Source organism: Pseudomonas sp. T8, from assembly GCF_024610635.1.
Taxonomy (GTDB): domain Bacteria; phylum Pseudomonadota; class Gammaproteobacteria; order Pseudomonadales; family Pseudomonadaceae; genus Aquipseudomonas; species Aquipseudomonas chlororaphis_I.
On sequence record NZ_CP102374.1, the window covers coordinates 677,953 to 702,163 of the forward strand.

The following is a 24,211-nucleotide window of genomic DNA, read 5'->3' on the forward strand; positions in this document are numbered from 1 at the left end:
CGTACGGCAAAGTAACCAACCACGCACACTGAAAAGCCGAATTCATTTTTTCGTCTGGCAATTTGGATTGCGGATCCCCAGTGTGAATAGCTCAAAAGCGGTCGTTCGTAAGATATTGGTCTGCGAATTTGTACGAACGTCACTGAGAGCCGAGACGCAGTTGCACATCGAGTCCTACGTCCACCACTGCAAGCTGATGAGAACGTCGAGACGTCACCGATGTCTAGGGAGTGAACCCAAGGAGTTAACCGATGGCGAGCAGTTTTTTTGCATTATTCGACGACATAGCAACGCTGCTGGACGACATTTCGGTGATGAGCAAGGTGGCCGCGAAGAAGACGGCAAGCGTACTCACCGATGACTTGGCGGTGAACGCTGAGAAGGTGGTTGAACTCAAGGCTGATCGTGAGTTGCCGGTGGTGTGGGCCGTACTCAAGGGATCGCTTGTTAACAAGGCCATCCTGGTTCCCCTGGCGCTTGGGCTGAATTACATCTCCCCAGTTATCGTGCACGGCCTTCTGGTTATCGGCGGCATATACCTCTGTTATGAGGGCATCGAGTCGTTGATTGAGAAGCTAGCTCCTAAGGACAAAGGGGACGGCACGCGCAAGGTGAAGGTGCTCAGCGAAGAAGAGGCGAAGAGGTATGAAGCCAAGAAGATTAAAGGCGCAATCACCACGGATTTCGTGTTGAGCGCTGAAATCGTAGTCATCACGTTGAATGTTGTCTCTGAAGCGCCATTCCTTCAGCAAGTCGCTACGCTTAGCCTGATAGCCCTACTGGTCACGTTTGGTGTTTACGGCTTGGTCGCTGGTATTGTCCGGATAGACGACCTAGGCCTGCGTATGGTCAAGACCACCACTCGTGGCATCTTCGCGCAAGCGGTACGGGGCGTAGGGGAGGGCTTAGGAGCCTCTGACACGACGTTCAGTGTGATCACGACTATCTCCGCGCTCAAAACGAAATCGGTGGTAATAGCGCCTTTGATCTTCTTGGCTTCATACCTCTTCGCCTCGGTGTCGCGGAACCATGTCTCTTCAGGAATAACTCTCCTCACGAAGAGCTGTTCATTTCATTGTCGATGGAAAGCAATGCAGCAATCCTGGTTTTGATCCTCTCTATATCGACCGGTAGTCCGCTCATTGCATCAATCTCAGAAAGAACAGAAATTAATGTCGTCTTATAAACGTGAAGTAATTCTTCATTTTCTAATATTAGTTCTTTGACAGTCATGTCAGCCGCTTTCTTATCGTTATCGTGTACGTATCGGTAAGCCGACCTTTCGTCAATGTGCCCAGCAAACTGCATTAATTTTAACGTTCTTATTCGTACAGCTCCAGACGACTGGGCGTATGTAGCTCCCCCTTTTTTCGCGTAATCTTTCATGAGTAGGGCCCAATACCACCGTGTGATCGCCAGGTGGCGAAGTTGATGAGCATGTGCTTTTTCCTCAATTCCTGATTTTTTACGCAGCTCCTGAAAAATATTAGTAATGTAGTTGGTGGACAACGGTTTTCCTGTACGTACGCTAACAAATAAAAAGCCGTGGTCTTTATCGCCTTTCCAATTACTGTCCATTACAATTTTACGTTGAGTCTTTACGAACTCCATTGCTTCTTCCAACACAAAGCGAAAAACAGGTACTTCTCTCGTTTTTCCCCTAGCCCCCTTGTATGATGACATCATCAAGTTGGTCATGAATTCCCCACTTTCAAGGGCTGATTCGATATCTGAGATTTGAAGGTTGACAACTTCCCCTCTTCGTCCTCCAAGGTGTTCGTAAAACATAAGCATCAACTCGGTGCGACGTTTTAGAAATGGGCATAACTTCGATGCTGCTTGAAATTTTAATGCATCGAGTGCATCGTCTCCGATAGGTTCGCCTCGTCCCTCTCTACCATCATCAATAGGAATGTGCAAATGAGTCCAACCCACTATCGTTGTTGGAGGTGCATTTGGATTTTTGTTTGGTCCCCTGACTTCTTTGATTACTTTAGTTCCCCTAAGCAAGCCATTTGGACTAACGTATAAATCATTGCCTATACTCACGCCTATAAAGCTCAAAAAATCTAAGGTTCGAGTCATAATTTTTATTACTTGTCTTGTGCCAGTTTTTCGTACTCCGTTTTTTTTCTTCGCTTCCAACCAATTTCGAAACTGCTTGAATCTTAAATCGCTTATTTCAAAAAGTGAAATTTTGTTATCGAAGGCAAACCGTATAATGTGGCTAATTTCGTAAGCATATTCGGAAACAGTACCTCCATCATTGATGAGTGAGAAATTCTCATTGTAGAGTCTAAGCACATACATATTCGCGAATGGACAACTGCGACCGTCTGGATAACTAATGAACGGTAGCTCTGGAGCCGCCCGCAATGTCAGTCTGCCGGCAAGGGTGACTGTGTCGGGAAGTCTCATGCTAGGCGAAAGTATGGTGACGACTTTGGGAGGCTTTTCCATTATGTCAGCCGCTTTGTGAGTATTGTGTACTATTAATTAATAATCTGATCGCCATTGATCCATTCAAACTCATTCGATCGTCCATCTTCTGATTAGTCCAGAATGTTCAGATCCAAGCCTGCTAGCGTTGCGTAGATTTCGCCAATATCCTGCTCATATCGAGCCCTTACTGACTCAGGCTTGATTGATGCGATGCTTAGGTATTTATTGCGTAATTCACATATCACATAGGTCAATTGCATCTGGCTCTCTTGTGCCATGAGCAATTGTTCCTCAAGATATTTAATTTTAAGGAGCAGCGACGCTCGGGTGTCAGACCGTTCTCTAGATTTTTTAGGAACCACCTTGCTCCGACGGAGCACCTCTTTTCGCAATGAATCCACAGTGTAAAAACCACCGTGAATTAAGATGTTCGATGCGCGTATGAATGCATTGAGGGTTAGCCTCGTTAGGCCTAAGTCTTCAGATCGGAAAGCTGCAAAATCTCCCTGCGACTCTAAAGATCCCAATACAGCAGGATTAATCGAGTTCAAATCGTCGCTTTTTTGCAATGCCTTCAATAGTGCATATTTAGACTCAATTGACGCCACTGTCCGTTCATGAATTTTCATTCGATATCCTTAACCATAAGCACAAGGTGTATCTTGCAGGCATGGTTGCCATTGATGTCGATGAAGTCCATGAACTCGGGTTCTAAAGTGATCCTGCCCTTGTCGAGAAAGTCTATGATATCGCCCTCGAATGAGTTAGATTTCATGTATTCTTCAAACGGGACGTTAGTCGTTACGAGGTTCATATCATTCAGCGGCTGGACGCTGCTAAAAACCTCGTCGTAAGTCTTCAAATGAACTTGTTTGGCATTGTAGGTTTCTCGAAGCATATCCTTGAGGAGATAGAGCCCTTCAATGTCATTAGCCCCTTTGTCGAGGCTGCCTTGAATCCTATTGGCCTTGGCCTCCCTAAGCACGCGACCACTCACCGACTCTGTTACATACCGGTAGAATTGCCGAGCGTCTGTGTGCCCTAACATATAACTCAATGTCTCAAGGTCGTGGTTGTCAGTACCCCAGAAAAATGCCAGTGCAAAAAAACGTCTGAGCTGGTGTTGGCGAATGTAGTAGCGCCTTACGCCTTTGTTTTTGATCGTGGTCGTCGCTAACTCGAAATAGTCGCATGCGATGTTAAAGTTGTTATAGTGCGATGTCCGCGACAGCGAGTTTACGGAGCCATCCAGTCTGCTGACGTTTTGAAATAATGTGCATCCAGACTTCAGAACGCCAATGCTGATCAGGCGCTCATTGAATGCACTGAGTTTTCTCAGGAAAATTGCTGCTTTTAACGGAATCGGGCGCTTCAAGATTTCACGTTCTCCCGCGGCCCCAGTTTTATTGCCAAAAAATACAAGATAGTAAGGAACTTTGGAGTTGACGGGTAAAGATGGATCACTCTGTGGGAAGATACATGTGGCACTATCTAAATCGACCATTTCGTCGCGACGCCTCGCCATTACCGCGCCGACGAAGATCTGAATGGAGCCTGTGAGTACTTGAAACATCTCCGCCAGCCCGTTGTTATTTCTTACCTTTTTATAAAACTCAGGATCCTGCCTCGATATTGACCAATGAGTAACGCCTAACTCGGCAGCTCTAGATGAAATGATGCCAGTTGTAAGTCCATTAGCATTGAAAATTGATCTTATTGTTTCTCCACCTTTCGACCTCATTTCTAAGGTGTTGAAAACTTCTTCAAGAATAATATCGCCGTACTTGATGGTAAATTCGATACTGCCTCTCAACGCATCGAGCACCACTTCTATGGGGGCTGTACGATAGCGTCCCTCAGGAGCAAGAATTCGTCCAGTCAACACTCTTCCTTTAGTCAAGCCTAGAATGGCTTTACGATCAATATCGCAATCGATCTCCGAAATGGCCGGTAAACGCTTCCATATTGCTATATATATGTTGAGTATGCGATAAGAAACGCCTTCACCTTTAGAAGATCGAATTTCAACTTGAGGATATTCTGTTTTGTCAAAAGCCTCTCCTACGTTCAATTCCTCGAATTGGAGTGGCTTTATCTTGCTGCCGTTTAGAGTGTTTTCATACAGGATCGCTATTATCGGGCTTGAACGAAGCACGTACGCGTTGCGCTCGTAATAATAAAAATTATGTTTGAAAAACCAAACTCTAGCTTTAATCAATTCGTCTTCGCTAAGAGACAGTTGCATGTCTTCTTTAGGTGGCAGATAATTAATTTCAGGATGTTTGCTGGTTTCTCGCTCAATGTCTTTATCTGTAATTTCGTTAATTTTTCCTTTTATCCAATCAGACATTTTTCCTGAATATTGGTAGATTGACTCACTCGTAGGCTTATCTAAGACGTCCCCAAGGAAAGTTATTAGGTTGTTCTCGTTTATCATTGCAAGCCCCCGCTCGCAAATTTCCAACCGTTCTCCATTGATGATTATCCAATCAATAGTCTGAAGAACCTTTGTTAACGTCGCGTGGGCATAGTCGGGGTCGTAGATTTTCCCACCTGTGAATCTAGGATGTACTTGGTAGGCGATCCAGTAACGAAATGTATCCAGTAATTGTTTGTTTTGTGAATCCGTCAACATGCTACCGTTATAGAGCTGGATTTCGAAATCTATCGTTCGAGTAATTACCCTACCAACGTCCGTTACGATATATTCTTTCCAGATTTTGCCATCAAACGTCGTATCGTAAGAAAACCAATATGGGCGAGTGATAGCGCAACCCGCAGGCATTGTAGAGAAAACGAAATTCCGCAGAGCTGTCGCATCAGCAAAAGAGTTTTCTTCACTGATGGTAAAGGAAGAAAGAGTTTCGGCGTTAAGTAGAGCTTCATTCATAAACCAGACTTTCCATTTTTTTGGCCAGGACGATATCGGGAGCAGTGTGTTTCAGAAGCTCTCTGACACTATGAGAACAAATATCTGTTAGGTTCCCTTCCTTTTGCAGATTAGCTGCTTGAGTAAGCAGTTGAGCGATGGGGTACCACCTCATTGCTCCAGACGTTATCTTGGATTTGGAGTTCATCGCTTCAGATATCACTAGGTAGAGGGATAGCAGCACAATAAGCTTCTGCTTATTGAGAGCAATGTAGGCACGGTCATACGTACCGGGAATCTCTCCATCCTTGTCACTCAGGTAGCTATCAGAGAAACATTTCTCGACTTCAGGCCTAATTCGATAGTGTGGTTTGTGGTTCAATAGGAATTCGTCGAGTTCTTCCTGAGTGTTGAAGTCCAGCGACTCAAGTAGATAAGGGCTGTCTTTCATTGCTTCATATATGATTGCGTTCTGGAATAACCTTATCCATCGTTCCATTACGAATTCGCGTACAGCAGCCGGCAGATAATCATTCATTAAAGCTCTACTGTGCTCGCTATGCCTTAACTCGCGTACAACAGCATCTTGACTAAGTGTCTCCAGATAGATCTGTATGACTCGGCTAGCGCGCATGGCTCGAAGAGACAAACTACCGCAGAGGCTTTCTCGTTTTTCTTCCGCGATGTAGTCATTCGATCTAAGATTTATGTAAAGTGGAATTGTTTTAATCGTACGAGTAGTATATTTAGTCAGGTTTGTAATTCTGCTCGGCGTAGTGAATCCTAACCCACCACTCAATAGCAGATATCGCCAATTGGGATCGCCGATCGATCTCAGATAAGCACGGGCCTCACTTGTTAAAGCGATGATGTCCTTCATAAGTTGCGCGGATATATCGTTACATATAACTGACTGACGTGCTTTAGGCTTGCTTCTAGGTTTAAAACTTGTCGCTATATATTTATCACCCGACTGCGTGAAGCCAGTCATTTGGCCTTTTTTGTTGTAAAGCTCAAAGTCCGTAAACCACGTCGGAGTGATGAAAGCGTGTTGTTCTACCATAAGTATCAGGTATGGGAAAAGAGTGAATGCACCTAAGGGCTTGATTATATCGATCAGTTCATTAGGTGGAATGCATTTAAAAATTCCAGTTTCATTTATTCTATAGGTATATTCATTCCAAGTTGCAAGCACGTCATTCGTTGAGAAGTGAACATCCAGCTCTTTATTTTTGAAATCATGAATTACATGACCCTTTTCCCCCATCAATGCGCGGCGGGTTAATTTCTCCATTTCTTGTTGGCAAGTTTTTACGCAGCAATCTGAGACTATTGATATATCACCATCTATCGCTCGCCTAAACTGAACAAAAGCTGCTTCATCTGAAATGGTCAAAGGAACATACGTGAGTGCTTTCTCGTACAAGCTTTCTTGAACGTTTGTATCTCTAGCAACTTCATAAGTTGGGCAGAATAGGGGGTAGAGTGGCTCTGCCATAATGGCAGTCCCTAAAATAGTGTTTTTCAAAATGGAAACGGTCGTAGTCCATTCAATATAGAAAAACTTTAACTTGTTTCCGTTAAGAATGCAGTTCGCTTTTCTCTCGGCAAATAGCAATTCAGCAAACTCATTGACTTTGATGCTTGATAGCAGTGATGTCAGGTTACGCTTGTTGTTGTATAGCTTGCAGATAAGGTTGGTTGTTGGTCTCATAAGTTTGATTTGTTGTTTTACGGATGTTGCTGAGTATTTGCTGCAATGATTGTTGATTTGCTCAAGATAATAGTTGGTTAGTTTTTCCCCGTACTGATTATGAAATCTGGAAAGATCAATGAAAACTTTTTGTTCGTCACGGGAGATACCAAACCAGCCTTCATAGTATCTTAGTCTGGTCGTAGACTTTTGCATCTTACTAAAGTGTTTGTTGCTATGATCTTGGCGAACTTTCCAAGCTGACTTATCTCCGGTTCGAACGTTATCTTTTTCAAATCCAAATGCTTCACGTAGCATGCGACGGAGCATATTGTACAACGAGCCTATTGTGCGCTCAGGATAATCAGTGTGGCTGTTTAAAAACCCCTCAAAACCATAGAGGAGTTCATCGATATCTTCGGGTTTGCGGATGCTTCTGCGGCTCAAACTTTGATTTGTTATGTCAAGAAAAGCATTCAGCATAGACACGGTACGTAAGGCGCGATTGTCTTTTTCCGTATCACATATAGCAGTTAAGTTGCGCGCGATGTCATCGTCGATTGCAACAACTGGATATTGATTCAAGTATGGAGTCGCTATCATGATTCGTACCGGGCGGGTGTTAATATTTATAAAGCAGCATGTTTTGCTTCTCGTCAATACCCTCTTGGCTATTTTTATTTTCTGATGAAAACTATCTAACTTACATGTATTGGATTAATATTTGCATGGCATTTTAGTTGTTGCTTTATTATATATAGATACTTGAGGTGTTTTGATCGCGGAGTTTTAAAAGTTTTCTTGCGTGATGTGTGCTAAAGCATTGTTTTTTAAAGGTGGGACGAAATCAATTTGTTGTATGTTATTTTGCTTATTATATTTTTTGTAATTCTGATAATAATAATCAGATAATGGAGGGGAAATGATAATTGTCATTCTTGGAGGGGGGCTATTTTGGGCGCTATACCTTTGATTCACCTCGTGTTATGTAAAGAATGATAGTTGGCGTAAATAGCAAAATGGCACATATCGAGGATGTCCCCATTCAGCTCCAGCAGGCTATTCGCAGCCTTATGGGCAATTTCGATACCTGCACGATCGAGTACGCCTTGGTCCGCGCGCTTCAACGCTAACTCGAGGGTTCCTATGACGGCACTTATCGGGGTACGGATCTCATGACTCATCGTGGCCAGGAAGCTGGTTTTGGCGCGAGAGGCATCATCGGCCTGAGCTTTTGCGGCTTGCAGTTCTTCAATTAACGAGTGCTGTTCTGTCGTGTCAAGCCAGCCACAGATAACGCCCTTGATTGTGCCGCCAGAATCGCGGAATGGCTGGATCCAGTGGTCGATCCAGAGGGTTCTGTCACCCAGAATAATCTCGCGGCGTTGCTGGATCGGATCTCCGCTTTCGATGGCGAGCAGGTAGTTGCGATGGAAGTCCGAGATAGTTCCGAAGCAGTCGAAGGGCATTTCCAGGGCGGTTTTTCCTAGTATGTCGTTCAAGGAAAGGCCCAGGGCTTGCTCATAGCTGCGCGTGCAGGAAAGCATACGTCCCTCCCGATCACGCACGTAAATCGGTTGCGGCATGGCGTCGCTGAGTGTTTGCAGAAACTGCAATTGATCATTCAGTGCCTGTTCGGTCTCTATACGTTTTTTGATCTCCCGACGCAGGAGCAAAACCTTGAACAGAATGATCGCTACCACCGTCATCGCCACTGCGATGATTTCAATCACCTGACGGTAGTCTCGCCAGGTCTGGCCACTCATTGCGGTATTGGCGCGCCAGCGGTTGGTGATCGAGTTCATGTCATCGGGCGAGATACTCAGAATTGCCTTGTTCAGGATCGACTGCAATTCAGTATCGCTACGGCGCATGGCAAAGTTGTGGGTGGCCTCGTTACCGCTCGTGATCCCTGCGATCTGCAGGGTATTGTCGTAGAGTCGACTGGTGTAATAGCGCGCGGAGGAGAGGGGCATCATGACCGCATCTGCCTTGCCTTCGGCCACCATACCGAATGAGTCCAGTATGGTTGCCGGCGTGACAAGGTGGATGCCGGGATGCTCGCTGCGGATCTGTGCTATGACGGACTGCCCTTGGCGATGGCCAGGCGCTTGCCTTGCAGGCTCTGAAGTCCGTTGAATGTCTTGTTCGCCCTGGCGTTGACCACGGCAAATGAACTGGTCGCAAAGGAGGGGGTGAAGCGCAGAAAGGTTTCCCTTTCCGGCGTGGGAATCAACATCGCCAGGCCGGCCTCTCCAGCGTTCAGGGCCTGTTGAAGATTGTTGAAACTGCCCGTGCGCTGAACCTCGAACTGCAATCCGGTACGTAACGAAATGATGTCGAACAAATCAGCGACAATGCCGTTGAAGTTGCCGTTGGCGTCAAAAAAGGCGGCGGGTGCCAGGTCATCGTTGACGATCATGCGGACCACCGGATGCTGCGCTATCCATTGCTGTTCCTGGGCGCTCAAGGTCACTTTGTCCCCGGACAAGACAAAGCCACTGCCTGCCCAGCGTTTGATGATATAGGAGCGTTTTACCTGGCCCAGCGCATCGATGCCGTTATTCAGGATCTGCAGCAGACGTGTACTGTCCTGCTTCACGGCGAAGCTGAAACCATTGGAGTTCATTTCCACTGGTCGATCGAACTTCACATAATTGAAAAAGCTCTGGTTGATCATGTAAAAGGCCGAAATTGAATCTCCCAGATAAACATCGACCTGCTAAAAGGCCAGCGCAGCCATGGCCTCGGTCTGTGACTTGAATTGCACAAGCTGTGCTTGCGGAAACAGGTTCTGCACGTCCTTGGGTGACCGATAATCTTCGGCCATGGCGATCGTCGCTCCGCTCAGGTTTTTGGGAAGCGAGCGAATGTCCCCCTGGCGACGGAAAATAGCCGGAGAGTCTTCCGCGTACGGGCGACTCAACCTTACGGGATGGGTGTCAAGTTCAAAGTTGTTGGCGCCACTGAGCAGGTCGATTTTTCCGGATTGGAGCGCCTCGAGCGCCTCGGCCCGATCCGTCAGATTGAGAACACTGATTTCGATGCCCAATTGCTGGCTGAGCAAGGCAACCATGTTGGCGCTGATGCCTTCATAATTACCGTCGCCATATACGATATCCAGCGGCGGGAAACTTGGCAGAGAGACGCCAAGCGTTAGCTTGCGCTTGTGCCTCAGCCAGGCCCAGTCCTGCTCGGAAAGTTGTATGTCCCGATGTTCTGATGAGAGCTGGCTCAACAATTGGAGGTGCTCAGATGTCTTGGTCGCGCCCCAGGCAGAAATGATTGGCAGCATCAGGAACAGGGCGCCCAGCATTGCGCAAGGGCGGATCAATGAGCGGGGTTTGAACATGGAAGTTACCAGATAAGGTCAAGAGCTCGTCACCATCCTTGAGGGCTTGCTGTCATGAGGATCTTCACAGCGTGTTGGCACGACGCTGTCCATGGATAAAAAACGTGGTCTCAAGGTAACGAGCACACCGTTGCAAATGGCTGATTAAAGGCCGAGTGAGCCTGGCCTGATGGGTTTCAGGTGAGATACGCGGCGGGCGATTTCAGGGAGAGGTGTTCAGGCCCTAAACCGCTAATCGCGCTTGCTGCGTTTAGCGTCCAGGCAATACTGGAAAAAATGCGTCCCTGACATCGGTCCTGCCAAGCCATAACCTTGACCAATGGAACAGCCCATCCTGCGCAATTGCTCTTGTTGTTCCGACGTCTCCACGCCTTCCACCACAAGTGAAAGACCCAGGGAGTCGGCCAGCCTGACCGCGCTTTCGATGACGGCGCGGTGATCAGGGCGTGACTCAAGTTCGCGCACAAAGGAACCGTCCAATTTGAGTTGACTGAAAGGAAGGTCACATAGTCGTTGCAATGATGAATAACCACTGCCGAAGTCGTCCATCGCCAGGCCACATCCCATCAATCGCAGGCGTATCAGGTTTTCCAGACTATTGGCCGTAGAATTGACCAAACCTGTTTCGGTGATCTCGAAGAGTAATCCGTGGGCAGGTAGCCTGAGTTCACTCAAGGCTTTTTCAACCTGATCGACAAAGGTTGTAGAGCCCAGTTGCGTGGCGTGCACATTGAACGCTAACTCAACGGGCGGGAGGAATAGCGACAAGGTTTTCTGTAGCATCAGCCCCTTTTCCAGCAGCCGAACGAGCAGTTTGTCAATGAGGTGATGGGCTTCGAGGGTCGGCAGAAAGTAGCCGGGTGACAGGATCCCCAACCTCGGATGGTTCCAGCGCGCCAGGACTTCCGCGCCTTTAAGCTCGCCGCCATTGAGCATGATTTTGGGTTGATAGTAGGGCTCGAATTCATCGTCATCGAATGCCCGCTGAATATCCGCAATGGAAGGCGGAGCATTCAACTCAGGTGTCACGGGCTTGTCGCTGCCAGCACGAAAAGCATCGAGAGCAATCTTTATCTGCTCGACATCGCTGGTTTGCCCCAGGTCCCCGAGCACTTGCATGTCAAGGCAAGTGATCATGGCTTGGGCCGCGCTGCACAATGAGGCGTCCATTTGACCAGTGGTCAAAATGGCTCGGGCCAGGTGGGCTTTGCTGACCTCGCGCAGGAAGGTCAAGCCATCCCTGCCGGCCGCGCGTAGATTACAGATCGCGATATCGACCCCGCCACAGCGATGAAGTCCTTCGAGTGCTTCTTGGCCTGTCGAGGCTTGATGTACTGGCCCCGGTTCGAGCGGTTGTAGAAGCGCGACGATACGCTGCCTTTCGCAGTGCTGTGCGTCGAGTATAAGAAAGCTGATGGGCTGCATGACGGGTCAACCGGAAGTAAGCGATGGACCTACCTTGAAGGAAACGCGCCTTAGTGACGATCAGCGCTTTCTATGAAGGTACTAGGATTTATCCTACTGGGCACTTAGGATTTATTGCAGAATCCGTTAATCTTCTTACACAGCACGCGGCTTGGCGGCAGGCAGCCGCGCGGCGCGGGCCCGGTTACTCAGTCGTCGACAGGGTGTAGCTGATAATTTGAATTAGGCTGTCCATGAAATCCATTCGTTCCAATCTGCGCAAACTGTCCAGGTCTTCGCTGCGCTTTAACTTTATTTTGCTGTCTTCATTTCTTCTGACGATTTTCTTTTTTGGTGCCAGTTATTGGGCCATCTACAAGGTGCTGTCAACGCAACGAATCAAGGCTAACTACAGTTATTTCAGATTGATCGGCGCGATCCACGAGCACGAGCTTTTTCTGCTGCAAGTCATCCGATCGACCCCCGCGCCTTACCAGTCGGATGTCGAGACGATGACGTCAACTATCACTAAAGAAGAGTCCAGTCATCTGACGCTTTATGACGTGGCCGGGGGAGCGCGCGCGTCAGCGTTTTCTTTGGTGCTGCCCAATGCCGTGCCTGAAAATGCCGATCACCTGGCCACGTCTCGGAAGTTGGCATTGGGCATGATGTTGTCGAACTTTCACCATGGGTTCTGGAGCGACTCAATTTATCCCGCGCCACAGATGTTCTTGCTGGACCTTGACAGTAAGCTTGGAATGGCTATCCCTGCCATCGAGCGCCGGGCCGGACGCGGCGAAACGGCCCGTAACAGCCTGCTAAGTGTTATTGAAAGGGTCAGTCATGCCGTGCATGAAAATCCACCGGATCCCAACGCCCATCGAGTGTATTGGCGTCCGGGTGAAGCGTTTCTGGGAAGTCATAGTCAGGAAGTGCTCGCTTACGTTTCGGATAAGGAGCCCGATCAATCCTGGGGTATGAACCGCGGGTCTCCCCGAATTGTTGCCGCCACGCTTTTTGAATTGAACAGCATCTATGATCACACCCCATCACGGCAGGCACCGGTTTTCGATTCGCTGGATCTGATCTCTCCAAATGGAGTGGTCTTGCTGGGTTCTGGCAGCTCGAACTCTGACTATGAAGACGGTATCTATCTAACTTGGAAGGGGGTGCTGATCAAGCGCAGTTCCGGAACCGAGAACAGCTGGCATGTCATTTATCACATTGGCTATCAGCGACTTTTCCAGGATGCCAAATGGCAGCTATTCAATGTGGCGCTATTGCTCATCATCTGTCTGGGATTAGGCTGGTTGTTGTTGTGGTGGCAACGGAGAAACATCTCCAGCCCTACCGATCAATATTACGGTTCTCTGCTCAGTCGTGATGAGTTCAGTCAGGGCATCATCCAGGCAACACCTGTAGCACTGTGCGTGATCAAGGAAAGTGGTCGGCAGCTGGTCATGCAAAACTCTTTAGCTTTGCAATGGCTCGGCGAGCAGGACGATCTGGTGCAGCTGACGCACGACTGGCACATGTTCGAGGAGGGTAATCCGGTTAATGGCGAAGCCTGCGCCGTTATCGGTTCGCTCTGTTTACATGCGCGGTTTGCACCAACGACCTATCAAGGAGAACCCGCATCGCTGTGTGCGTTCATTGATATAACAGCCCATAAAGAGGCTGAATCCGAGCTGCTGGTTTCCCGAAGCAGAGCGAATGCTGAAAATGAAAAAAAAAGCCGCTTTCTGGCCATCATGAGCCATGAAATCAGAACGCCTTTGTACGGTGTCGTCGGGACCCTGGAGTTGCTGGGGCTGACGCACCTTAGTCAGCAACAGCATGGCTACCTACGAACGATCAAGGGGGCCTCCAACATTCTGCTGCAACTGACCAGCGACATCCTTGATATCTCGAAGATCGAAGCCGGAGAAATGTCGCTGGATACTGGGCACTTTGCTCCGCTGGATGTGGTGGAGGAAGCGGTGCGCAACTATTCGGCTATCGCCGATGGCAAGGGACTGCTCTTGTACAGCTGCGTCGATACGGACCTGCCAGAGGGGGTTCTGGGCGACGGCATACGGGTTCGCCAGATCATCAACAACCTACTGAGCAACGCCATCAAGTTCACCAAGGCTGGCAGGGTAACGCTTTACTTGAACGTGCTTGGGCGCGAAGAAGGGCGCGTACGGCTGCAGTGGCAGATCGTCGATACGGGCGTGGGCATTTCGAGCGAGCAGCAAGTCAATCTGTTCGAACCGTTCTATCAGGCCAATAACCAACAGCATACCTCGAGCGGTGCCGGATTGGGCTTGTCCATTTGTTCCCAACTCAGCCAGATGATGCACGGGACCCTGGAAGTGGTCAGTGCGCCGGGTTTGGGTAGCAGTTTCAGTTTTGAAGTGGAACTGCAGGAAGTGGAAAGCAGTGTTCGGCTTCCAGAGATCATCCAGGTCGGGAGCGCAAAAATCCATGTCCGTTCTCCGGTAGCCGAACTCACCAACGATATTTGCCAGTGGCTTGAGATGTCGATGGGCAACGTCGTCCCGTGGGACAAACAGACACAAGAGCCGCCAGACCGGACAGCGTTGCTGCTGGAGTTATTGCCAGAGTCATTGCCTGAGGTGGATTGGCAGGGCCCCCGGATCGTGGCCGGGCATGATGCCAGTGTTCAACCACTGCTGAGCGAGCACCGATGGCGGGTCAATGTGCATAGCCGCCTGGGTGTGATCTATGCCGTGATGCTGGCGCTGGGTTGGCCGGTGGCATTGACCACCGCCTCGGATTCGGAGCGCCCCGAGGGGGCTCTCGGTTTGAGGGTATTGCTGGCGGAAGATCATCCGGTCAATCAGGCACTGCTCACCGAACAGCTGGAACAGCTTGGCTGTTCGGTTACGCTGGTCGGTAACGGGCTGGAGGCTCTGGAATGCCTGGAACATGCCGAGTTCGATGTGGTGTTGACGGATGTGAACATGCCGGTAATGGACGGCTACGAATTCGCCGAGCGATTAAGGCTGAACAATGGTGCGCTGCCGATTGTCGCTGTGTCCGCAAATGCGTTACGGGAAGAGGGTGATCGCTGCATCGCGGCGGGAATGAACGCCTGGCTGACGAAGCCCATCACTCTGCATGCTCTTTATACCTGCCTGAGGAAAGTGACAGACGAAAAAACTGTCAGGATGATCAGGGTAGAGTCTCGGAACAAACCCTGTCCACAAGGCGATGGGGAAGACCTTCTGGCGTTACCGGAGCGGATCCGTACACTGTTTGTCAGTTCCATGGCAGAAGATCTCGATGCCATTCACGCGGCCATGGAGCGTAAAGATATCGGCGAAATCATACGTCTGCTGCATCGCATTCGCGGAGTTCTGTCTGTTGCCAGAATACCCAGCCTGATAGCAGCCAGTCGTGAGGTAGAGATTGCTTTGGCGCAAGGGGGGGGCGTTTCATCGGTGTCTGGTTTGAAGCCTTTACTTGGGCGCTTCCAAATACTGCTGAACCAGCTTGTGGATACCCATTGACCTTGACGCACAGGTCTGGTGATCGAAGTAGAACGCTCTGATGCGTGATTTGAGCAGGCCACCACATAAATGGCAACCGGTCTAACCGAGCAAGACGGGATGCCCGGGCGTATACCCACCGATTACGTTTCGTCACAAAGACGGATAACTATTTTCGGTTGAAATATAAGCGCATGAGATCATTTTGCGATACTAGGGAGATTTAAACGCTAGAAATTCTTAACATGGATAATGTAAAGAATGATGCTGAAGCCTGTAAGAGAACAGATTTTCAGATGTGTATTAGCCGCCACATTCCTGTGGAATTTCTTGCCGATGGCCCATGTAAGCCGGTCGATACTGGCTCTGATTGAATGGTAGTGGCTAGCCCCTTTGTCTGGGCTCCGTCAATGAAAGGCCAGGCCTCGCTAGCGGGAGTGGATACAAAAGTCGATGTGCCGTTCTCAGAGGTTTTTAATAACCTGAACTCTGTCTTCATGGGCAATCTGGAAGCCACCAATCGCACCCTCGGCTTCTATATCGATGGCGTCTATCTAAATACGAGCTAGTCTGAGAGAGTACTTGGTCAGAGAGTAGGACTGTCCATCACCCAGAGCACCATTGCCGCTGGCATGTATTACCGTGTTTATGAGCAGGCGCTGGGAGGTACTACGATTTTCGGTGAGCCTTGTAGCTAGCGCGTCAAACCCACGGTTGGTGCGCGCTGGACAAAGCTTTCGACAAAGCTGGATGTCAACTCCGTTGGCTTCAGTACCAAGAAAGAAACAAACTGGACTGATCCATTCATTGGCTTACGGATGCAATCCGACCTGACGGACCGTTGGACTCTCTCCGGCGAAGCGGACGTCGGTGGATTTGATACGGCCTCTAAGGAAACGTTCAATGCTCAAGGTTGTCTGGGCTATCGGATATACCTCTTTGAACACCCGACTATTTTACGTGCCGGTTACCGGGTGTTGTCCCAAAACTATCGCACCACCGATTTCACTGGTAATAAGTTTAAATACGACTGTCGTGCACGCCTGCACTCGGTTAGTCTACCTGGGTGACAATCAAGATGTTATTACTGCTCGATCAATGGATTGGAAGACCGATGTGGCGACAAACTTGTGGGTTTTCCCTAATGGTATGCGGCGCAGCGGAGAAGTAGGGCAAAATTCGATCAAGTGGGTATCGAAGTATGGCAGTGTCGTAGCCTCGGGCTATGACATTGCAACGACTGACGGTGTCAATGAAGCAGGGTTGGCTGCCAACCTGCTGTGGTTGGCTGAATCAGAATATCCAGCCCCCAATAGCGCTAAGCCTGGCTTGACTATTGCCGCGTGGGCTCAATACGCTCTGGATAATTACGGTACCGTGGCTGAAGCTGTTGATGCTCTGAAGAATGAGCCGTTTACCCTGGTCACTTCTATGGTGCCTGGGGACAGTCGTTTGGCGACCCTCCACCTGTCTATATCCGATGCATCAGGGGACAGCGCCATTATCGAATACATTAAAGGCAAACAAGTCATTCACCATGATAGAACTTTCCAGGTGATGACCAACTCTCCGACATTCAACGAACAACTGGCGCTAAACTCATACTGGAAAGCTATTGGTGGGACGGTCATGTTACCTGGGTCTAATCGCGCGGCTGACCGCTTTGCAAGAGCATCGTTTTACGTCAATGCAATTCCCAAGTCCGAAAACCCACAAGTGGCGCTGGCCAGCGTATTCAGTGTTATCAGAAATGTTTCCGTACCTTATGGCATCTCGACGCCAGGCGAGCCCAATATCTCATCCACCCATTAGCGTTCAGTCGTTGACCACAAGCGGAAACTGTACTTTTTTGAGTCTGCGCTAACACCTAATACGTTCTGGGTTGATTTGAAGAAAATAGATTTTTCCAGTAGTACCGGTAGCACAAAAAAGTTAGACCTGGGAGTGGATCAATCCAATACGTTTTCTGGAGAGGTATCGAGTGAATTCAAGGTGATGCCCGCCTTCAAGTTCGAAGGACTCCATTAAGCCGTCTTCCGTATCCTGCCTGAGCTCCCATGCTCTGGATCGCACCGACGAAGGCTTCAGAGTCGTAACCTTTGTCGGTCAGGAGGGCCTTGGATGTGAAGCCCTCAAACGGTGCTGTGGCTTGTTCATATTCCGAAGCCTGCCCCGCGTTAACAGCGCAGCGGGTTATCCAGGGCATCCACTGTTGCGTGAATCCTGATGCAAAAACCGCCTCGGGACTTGTCTGTGGCCTCGAAAGCCTGTGCTGTTTTTTTGCAGCGCCATGCTGGTGAATGCGGACAATGCTGCCATTCACCATCAGATGCTCTAAGTCAGCATCCCTGGCAAGTGAGGTCATCAGTTTCAACCAGTCCTCCCCCCTTGCGCGACCATCGGTCATAGTGGGCGTAGACGCGATGTCAGTGGCCATGGATACCCAGGCTTTCCAGGCCCTCTGAACTTTTGGTTACGTGGTAGTAGGCATCCGAGCTGGCGACTCCGACTTGGGGGCAGAGTGCCCTTGGCCTGGACGCCTGGAATATCACTGGGCAACTGAAGGCTGTGTTCCAGTTCCTGTCCCTGAGCGGCTGCTCCGCTTTTAAGATCCTCCAGAGGCTGGCGAAGCTCGTGGTCTCGAGTACACGACTGGTTCCGTAGCTCGATCTGCTCGTAACGGCCTTCGACCACTAAAATTGTTCTTTTGCAGCACACTGCACGCTCACGTTTTTTGGGTGCTGCCGAGAATTGCTCTCGGTTTTAATTCATGGGAGTTGGCCACGCTGGCCTGTAGGAAGTATGTCTATGGGTTGTAGGATTTATCTGATGCATTGATGGGAAAGTCCTGATTTTTCGAGCTGGTGATGTAGGGTTTAATCTCTTCCGTGGAATGCAAGGGTTCACGCTAAAATATTCTGCTTCTTTATTGAAGGTAGCAATGCACGGATATATAGAGATAAATAAATGAAAACCAGCCAGCTGATTGAAATGGGCTTTATGTTTACCGTGGCAGCTCTGGCGAGCGGTTCCGCGGTAGCAAGGCTTGATAGTCTTCTATCGACTGCGCATGTGGTAACCGCTCAAGTACGTGGCGTAACTACGTATACACTGCGTGACAACAAAGTTGTTCTTGCTACTCGCAGCGTTTAATACGACTCGGGATGGCGTCTGGTACAGAAAATGCGGATTTCCGTATCTACCCATCAGTGTTCCGCTTTATGTTTTAACCTCAAGCGGGGACGCTTTTGTCGTGCGTATGCCGGCTTGCAATAGATACGGCTTTTTGATTGTCGACTCTGTCACCCGGCACGCTGCCAGCACAATCAATCCTTGGCTGCGAACTCGCGTAAGGCCGAGCAAAATTTAACTGATATAGCCTTCGATTAACTTCCGTATGGGAGGGGAGGCTCTGTGAGCGCTAATATGATTCCAAGCAAGAGAACAACGCAAACACCCTGCGATCCCTCCGCTTCTGATACCTCCAACTTCTTTCAGCACGGCGAGTCTTCCTTTCGGCGTACGGCGTTACTTTGCCTCAGCTTGCAGTTGTTTGGTGTGGGCAGCGCGGTAGCGGCGCCGCTGTTGAATTCGGAGGGTGCAAGCGTTGGGGCTTTTTCCGGGACGCAGCTCTACACCTTAAAAGCGGGCGAGTCGGTGTCGTCGATTGCCAAAAAATACGGCTTGACGCTGACTGAACTGAAAAAGCTCAACGCACTCCCTACCTTTAATAAGCCGTTCTCTGAGTTAACGGTTGGCGATGAGCTAGTGGTGCCAGCGGGTCCAGCGCAGGTCGCGGTTAAATCAAGGCCCGACCCTGAAAAGGCTGAGGGAGCCTATGTCGGCGTCGTCAAGCAGTTGGGCGGGATTGTCGCCTCGGACAACGCGGGCCGTGACGCAGCATCGATGGCCAAAGGGGCCGCGGTGGGCGCGATGAATCAGGAGGCGCAGGCCTGGTTAAACCAGTTTGGTACCGCTCGTGCGCAAATCAATGTGGATGACAAGGGCAATCTGTACGGCAGTGCCGTGGATATCCTGGTGCCCCTTGCGGATACCAAGCAGACGCTGTTGTTCTCCCAAGTGGGCGGGCGCAACCAGGACAGCCGCAATACGCTGAACTTTGGCGCGGGTGTGCGTCATCACATGACGGAGAAGTGGCTGCTGGGCCTGAACGCTTTTTACGATGTGGATGTGACGAACCATAATCGTCGATTGGGCGTCGGTGCAGAAGCCTTTCATGACAACCTGAAACTGGCCGCCAACTCTTACATGCGCCTGTCCAATTGGCGTCAATCGCGAGACTTTGCCGATTACGATGAGCGTCCGGCCAATGGCTTTGATATTCGCGCCCAGGCTTATCTGCCGTCTTACCCTCAGTTGGGGGGCAAGTTGATGTACGAGAAGTACTACGGTAAAGACGTGGGGCTATTTGGCAAAAATAATCGCCAGAGCGACCCTCAGGCAGTGACTGTCGGTTTAGAACATACGCCGTTCCCTCTGATGACCTGGGGTATTGATCATAAGTCTGGGTCCGGCGGGCAGAGTGATACCCAGGTTAAACTGGGATTTACTTATCGTTTCGGCGAGCCACTGTCCAAACAGGTTGACCCATCAGCCGTGGCGGCAATGCGCTCGGTGGCGGGCAGTCGCCTGGATTTGGTGGAACGTAATAACAACATCGTTCTGGATTACAAAAAACAAGTGCTGTTGAACATGAGCTTGCCGACCAAAACCGGTGTCGGGAGCAGTGCCGATACGCTGGTCGCCAGTTTGACCAGTAAGTACCCATTGGCCGCCATCGAGTGGGATACCTCGGCCCTGGTAGCCGCTGGCGGTTCGGCGACGCCTGATCCGACCAACAAGCTGGCCCTGAATTTTACTTACCCACCTGCGGTCAACACCTATCTGGTCAGCGCGATCGCCAGGGATGTGAATGGCAATAGCACGGCCCGTATCAGCACCTCGATCGTCACCAGCGTCAGTGGTGTGAGCGTGTCGCACGTGGTGGACAATAATGGTGCTGCGGCCAATGGCACTGAGACCAATCAAGTCACCATCACGATGCAGGATGGTAGCGGTGCGCCGCTGCAAGGCGAGGCCGTAACCTTCAGTGCATCGGCAGGAGCGATGCTGACCTCCGTCAGTTCGCGAGCCAATGCGCGTAAAAACGCGCCCGCACGCAGTGCGGGCGACGTCACACTCAACGAAACAACCAACGCGCAGGGCAAAGTCTCGGTCCAGGTGACGAATGTCCAGGCGGGGGACATGGCCCTGCACGTCAGCTACGGCAGTGGCGCGGCGGCGAGTAGCTTTGATGTACCTATGAGCTTTTCGGCGTACCAGTTCATTGCCGCACTGAGCGTAGCAAACAATAATGCACCGGCAGATGGCACCACACCGATTACGGTGCAAGCCACTGTGACTGACGCCCTCAACAATCCGGTGTCCGGTCAGGAAGTGACATTTACAGTTGAGGCGGGCAGCGCGACGGTAGGCAGCAAATCAGTGCTCACTGATGCCTTGGGTGTGGCCAGTACAACGCTGAGCAGTACCGTGCCGGGTAGTAATACAGTGAAAGCCAGCATCAACGGCAGCGAGCGCACTGTGGACACCACGTTTGTGGCGGATGCCGGTACGGCTGAAATCGCCGCGGGCAGCCTGATTGTTCTGGCTGACGGTGCCAATGCCAACAACACTGACACCAACAGCGTGCAAGTGACGGTGACCGATGCCAATGGCAACCCGGTGCCTAATACCGAGGTGAAGTTCACCGCGACCAATGGTGCGACGATCCCAGGTACTGCCACGACAGGTGCAGACGGCAAAGTGTCGATGACCTTGACCAGCACCACCGCCGGCATCAGCGTGGTCACCGCCACCGTGGGTAGCAGCACTCAAAGCGTCAACAGCACCTTTATCGCCCATGCCGGCTCAGCCGAAATTGGCAGCGGTGCGTTGGTCATGACCACCGATAACCAGCTGGCCGACGGCATGGCGCAGAACGTGGTGCAAGCCACGATCACCGACGCCAACGGCAACCTGGTACCCAATCAGGTCGTCACCTTCAGCGTGGAGTCTGGTAAAGCAGCACTGACCAGCAGCACCGCGACCACCAACGCTTCGGGCGTGGCTAGCATGACGCTGACCAGCACCCAAGCGGGCAGCAGCACCTTGAAAGCCAGCATCAACGGCAGCGAGCGCACTGTGGACACCACGTTTGTGGCGGATGCCGGTACGGCTGAAATCGCCGCGGGCAGCCTGATTGTTCTGGCTGACGGTGCCAATGCCAACAACACTGACACCAACAGCGTGCAAGTGACGGTGACCGATGCCAATGGCAACCCGGTGCCTAATACCGAGGTGAAGTTCACCGCGACCAATGGTGCGACGATCCCAGGTACTGCCACGACAGGTGCAGACGGCAAAGTGTCGATGACCTTGACCAGCACCACCGCCGGCATCAGCGTGGTCACCGCCACCGTGGGTAGCAGCACTCAAAGCGTCAACAGCACCTTTATCGCCCATGCCGGCTCAGCCGAAATTGGCAGCGGTGCGTTGGTCATGACCACCGATAACCAGCTGGCCGACGGCATGGCGCAGAACGTGGTGCAAGCCACGATCACCGACGCCAACGGCAACCTGGTACCCAATCAGGTCGTCACCTTCAGCGTGGAGTCTGGTAAAGCAGCACTGACCAGCAGCACCGCGACCACCAACGCTTCGGGCGTGGCTAGCATGACGCTGACCAGCACCCAAGCGGGCAGCAGCACCTTGAAAGCCAGCATCAACGGCAGCGAGCGCACTGTGGACACCACGTTTGTGGCGGATGCCGGTACGGCTGAAATCGCCGCGGGCAGCCTGATTGTTCTGGCTGACGGTGCCAATGCCAACAACACTGACACCAACAGCGTGCAAGTGACGGTGACCGATGCCAATGGCAACCCGGTGCCTAATACCGAGGTGAAGTTCACCGCGACCAATGGTGCGACGATCCCAGGTACTGCCACGACAGGTGCAGACGGCAAAGTGTCGATGACCTTGACCAGCACCACCGCCGGCATCAGCGTGGTCACCGCCACCGTGGGTAGCAGCACTCAAAGCGTCAACAGCACCTTTATCGCCCATGCCGGCTCAGCCGAAATTGGCAGCGGTGCGTTGGTCATGACCACCGATAACCAGCTGGCCGACGGCATGGCGCAGAACGTGGTGCAAGCCACGATCACCGACGCCAACGGCAACCTGGTACCCAATCAGGTCGTCACCTTCAGCGTGGAGTCTGGTAAAGCAGCACTGACCAGCAGCACCGCGACCACCAACGCTTCGGGCGTGGCTAGCATGACGCTGACCAGCACCCAAGCGGGCAGCAGCACCTTGAAAGCCAGCATCAACGGCAGCGAGCGCACTGTGGACACCACGTTTGTGGCGGATGCCGGTACGGCTGAAATCGCCGCGGGCAGCCTGATTGTTCTGGCTGACGGTGCCAATGCCAACAACACTGACACCAACAGCGTGCAAGTGACGGTGACCGATGCCAATGGCAACCCGGTGCCTAATACCGAGGTGAAGTTCACCGCGACCAATGGTGCGACGATCCCAGGTACTGCCACGACAGGTGCAGACGGCAAAGTGTCGATGACCTTGACCAGCACCACCGCCGGCATCAGCGTGGTCACCGCCACCGTGGGTAGCAGCACTCAAAGCGTCAACAGCACCTTTATCGCCCATGCCGGCTCAGCCGAAATTGGCAGCGGTGCGTTGGTCATGACCACCGATAACCAGCTGGCCGACGGCATGGCGCAGAACGTGGTGCAAGCCACGATCACCGACGCCAACGGCAACCTGGTACCCAATCAGGTCGTCACCTTCAGCGTGGAGTCTGGTAAAGCAGCACTGACCAGCAGCACCGCGACCACCAACGCTTCGGGCGTGGCTAGCATGACGCTGACCAGCACCCAAGCGGGCAGCAGCACCTTGAAAGCCAGCATCAACGGCAGCGAGCGCACTGTGGACACCACGTTTGTGGCGGATGCCGGTACGGCTGAAATCGCCGCGGGCAGCCTGATTGTTCTGGCTGACGGTGCCAATGCCAACAACACTGACACCAACAGCGTGCAAGTCACGGTCACCGACGCCAACGGCAACCTGGTACCGGCTCAGGCCGTCACCTTCAGCGTGGAATCCGGCGGGGCCAAACTGACCGCCACCACCGCGACCACCAACGCTTCGGGCGTGGCCAGCATGACGCTGACCAGCACCCAGGCAGGCAGCAGCACCTTGAAAGCCAGCATCAATGGCAGCGAGCGCACTGTGGACACCACCTTTGTGGCGGATGTCGGTACGGCTGAAATTGCCAGCGGTGCGTTGGTGATGACCACCGACAAGCAGCCGGCCAACGGCAGGGCGCAGAACGTGGTGCAAGTCACGGTCACCGACGCCAACGGCAACCTGGTACCGGCTCAGGCCGTCACCTTCAGCGTGGAATCCGGCGGGGCCAAACTGACCGCCACCACCGCGACCACCAACGCTTCGGGCGTGGCCAGCATGACGCTGACCAGTACCGTGCCGGGCAGCAATACAGTGAAAGCCAGCATCAATGGCAGCGAGCGCACTGTGGACACCACCTTTGCGATAAATGGGTGGATACAACTGACTCCTGACCTGATGACTTGGGATGAGGCTGATGCCCATTGCAAGGCGAATGGTGCTCGCCTGCCTACGAAGAATGAACTCAAAGCTCTTTGGGGGCAGGCTACGGTAGGTCGTCCATCTAATAGCGAAATGTGTTCGGTGTATGGCTGGCCGCTCCCCGGCCAGTGCGGGGGCCGTAGCACCTACTACTGGTCCAGTACGCAGTACAGCAAGAGCATGCACTACTACGGCCACATGGACACTGGCAACGAGAACGCCTACGACGACGACTATCCCAACCAGGTGGCGTGTGTGCGTTGAGGGTTTTA

12 protein-coding genes and 3 pseudogenes are annotated in these 24,211 nt (G+C 51.4%); 5 read left to right on the plus strand and 10 right to left on the minus strand.

The features are described 5' to 3' along the window. Window positions 1-314: 314 nt before the first annotated feature. A pseudogene (locus tag NRG23_RS02980) lies at window positions 315-848 on the plus strand (DUF808 family protein); the annotation flags it as partial. A gap of 59 nt (window positions 849-907) precedes the next feature. On the opposite strand, the pseudogene NRG23_RS02985 reads toward NRG23_RS02980, so the two are convergent. From NRG23_RS02985 to NRG23_RS03025, 9 genes and pseudogenes are all read right to left on the minus strand, one after another. Continuing rightward, window positions 908-1,000 (minus strand): annotated as a pseudogene (locus tag NRG23_RS02985) (DUF808 family protein); the annotation flags it as partial. Window positions 1,001-1,053: 53 nt separating this feature from the next. Beyond that, on the minus strand, window positions 1,054-2,460 hold the full coding sequence (locus tag NRG23_RS02990) for a site-specific integrase (RefSeq protein ID WP_257373712.1): 1,407 nt from the start codon (window positions 2,458-2,460) through the stop codon (window positions 1,054-1,056). A 92-nt stretch (window positions 2,461-2,552) separates the two neighbouring features. Beyond that, window positions 2,553-3,071 carry a hypothetical protein gene (locus NRG23_RS02995; RefSeq protein WP_257373713.1) on the minus strand — a complete coding sequence of 173 codons (519 nt, stop codon included), beginning with the start codon at window positions 3,069-3,071 and terminating at the stop codon, window positions 2,553-2,555. Continuing rightward, window positions 3,068-5,332, minus strand: coding sequence for a hypothetical protein (locus tag NRG23_RS03000; protein ID WP_257373714.1), 2,265 nt, complete (start codon window positions 5,330-5,332; stop codon window positions 3,068-3,070). Before NRG23_RS03000 ends, NRG23_RS02995 begins: the two co-directional genes overlap by 4 nt. After that, window positions 5,325-7,607: a hypothetical protein gene (locus tag NRG23_RS03005; protein WP_257373715.1), complete on the minus strand. Its 2,283-nt coding sequence runs from the start codon at window positions 7,605-7,607 to the stop codon at window positions 5,325-5,327. Before NRG23_RS03005 ends, NRG23_RS03000 begins: the two co-directional genes overlap by 8 nt. 371 nt (window positions 7,608-7,978) lie before the next feature. After that, on the minus strand, window positions 7,979-9,013 hold the full coding sequence (locus tag NRG23_RS03010; RefSeq protein WP_373922246.1) for a histidine kinase dimerization/phospho-acceptor domain-containing protein: 1,035 nt from the start codon (window positions 9,011-9,013) through the stop codon (window positions 7,979-7,981). A 68-nt stretch (window positions 9,014-9,081) separates the two neighbouring features. Next, a complete protein-coding gene (locus NRG23_RS03015; protein WP_257373716.1) occupies window positions 9,082-9,684 on the minus strand; it encodes a transporter substrate-binding domain-containing protein in 603 nt (200 codons plus the stop codon). A gap of 42 nt (window positions 9,685-9,726) precedes the next feature. Further along, the gene (locus tag NRG23_RS03020) at window positions 9,727-10,356 is read right to left on the minus strand and encodes a transporter substrate-binding domain-containing protein (RefSeq protein ID WP_257373717.1); all 630 of its coding nucleotides are present in this window, start codon (window positions 10,354-10,356) and stop codon (window positions 9,727-9,729) included. Window positions 10,357-10,587: 231 nt separating this feature from the next. Further along, entirely contained in the window at window positions 10,588-11,781 is a 1,194-nt protein-coding gene (locus tag NRG23_RS03025; protein WP_257373718.1) for an EAL domain-containing protein, read from the minus strand. Window positions 11,782-12,014: 233 nt separating this feature from the next. On the opposite strand from NRG23_RS03025, the gene NRG23_RS03030 reads away from it, so the two are divergent. Further along, on the plus strand, window positions 12,015-15,275 hold the full coding sequence (locus NRG23_RS03030; protein WP_257373719.1) for a hybrid sensor histidine kinase/response regulator: 3,261 nt from the start codon (window positions 12,015-12,017) through the stop codon (window positions 15,273-15,275). 969 nt (window positions 15,276-16,244) lie between these two features. Further along, window positions 16,245-17,282 (plus strand): annotated as a pseudogene (locus NRG23_RS03035) (linear amide C-N hydrolase). Here the strand turns inward: NRG23_RS03035 and NRG23_RS03040 are convergent. Next, window positions 17,260-17,628, minus strand: a complete 369-nt coding sequence (locus NRG23_RS03040) for a hypothetical protein (RefSeq protein WP_124315285.1) — start codon at window positions 17,626-17,628, stop codon at window positions 17,260-17,262. The pseudogene NRG23_RS03035 and the gene NRG23_RS03040 overlap by 23 nt on opposite strands. 593 nt (window positions 17,629-18,221) lie before the next feature. Between NRG23_RS03040 and NRG23_RS32755 the strand changes: the two genes are divergently transcribed. Next, on the plus strand, window positions 18,222-18,407 hold the full coding sequence (locus NRG23_RS32755) for a hypothetical protein (protein ID WP_371923056.1): 186 nt from the start codon (window positions 18,222-18,224) through the stop codon (window positions 18,405-18,407). Window positions 18,408-18,680: 273 nt separating this feature from the next. Next, window positions 18,681-24,203, plus strand: coding sequence for an Ig-like domain-containing protein (locus NRG23_RS03050; RefSeq protein WP_257373720.1), 5,523 nt, complete (start codon window positions 18,681-18,683; stop codon window positions 24,201-24,203). Window positions 24,204-24,211: the final 8 nt, after the last annotated feature.

Excerpts from the sequence above, each read along its gene's own strand:
- NRG23_RS02990 (WP_257373712.1), bottom strand. The coding sequence starts at position 2,460 with ATGGAAAAGCCTCCCAAAGTCGTCACCATACTTTCGCCTAGCATGAGA.
- NRG23_RS02995 (WP_257373713.1), bottom strand. The coding sequence starts at position 3,071 with ATGAAAATTCATGAACGGACAGTGGCGTCAATTGAGTCTAAATATGCA.
- NRG23_RS03000 (WP_257373714.1), bottom strand. The coding sequence starts at position 5,332 with ATGAATGAAGCTCTACTTAACGCCGAAACTCTTTCTTCCTTTACCATC.
- NRG23_RS03005 (WP_257373715.1), bottom strand. The coding sequence starts at position 7,607 with ATGATAGCGACTCCATACTTGAATCAATATCCAGTTGTTGCAATCGAC.
- NRG23_RS03010 (WP_373922246.1), bottom strand. The coding sequence starts at position 9,013 with ATGGTGGCCGAAGGCAAGGCAGATGCGGTCATGATGCCCCTCTCCTCC.
- NRG23_RS03015 (WP_257373716.1), bottom strand. The coding sequence starts at position 9,684 with ATGATCAACCAGAGCTTTTTCAATTATGTGAAGTTCGATCGACCAGTG.
- NRG23_RS03020 (WP_257373717.1), bottom strand. The coding sequence starts at position 10,356 with ATGTTCAAACCCCGCTCATTGATCCGCCCTTGCGCAATGCTGGGCGCC.
- NRG23_RS03025 (WP_257373718.1), bottom strand. The coding sequence starts at position 11,781 with ATGCAGCCCATCAGCTTTCTTATACTCGACGCACAGCACTGCGAAAGG.
- NRG23_RS03030 (WP_257373719.1), top strand. The coding sequence starts at position 12,015 with ATGAAATCCATTCGTTCCAATCTGCGCAAACTGTCCAGGTCTTCGCTG.
- NRG23_RS32755 (WP_371923056.1), top strand. The coding sequence starts at position 18,222 with ATGAAAACCAGCCAGCTGATTGAAATGGGCTTTATGTTTACCGTGGCA.
- NRG23_RS03050 (WP_257373720.1), top strand. The coding sequence starts at position 18,681 with ATGATTCCAAGCAAGAGAACAACGCAAACACCCTGCGATCCCTCCGCT.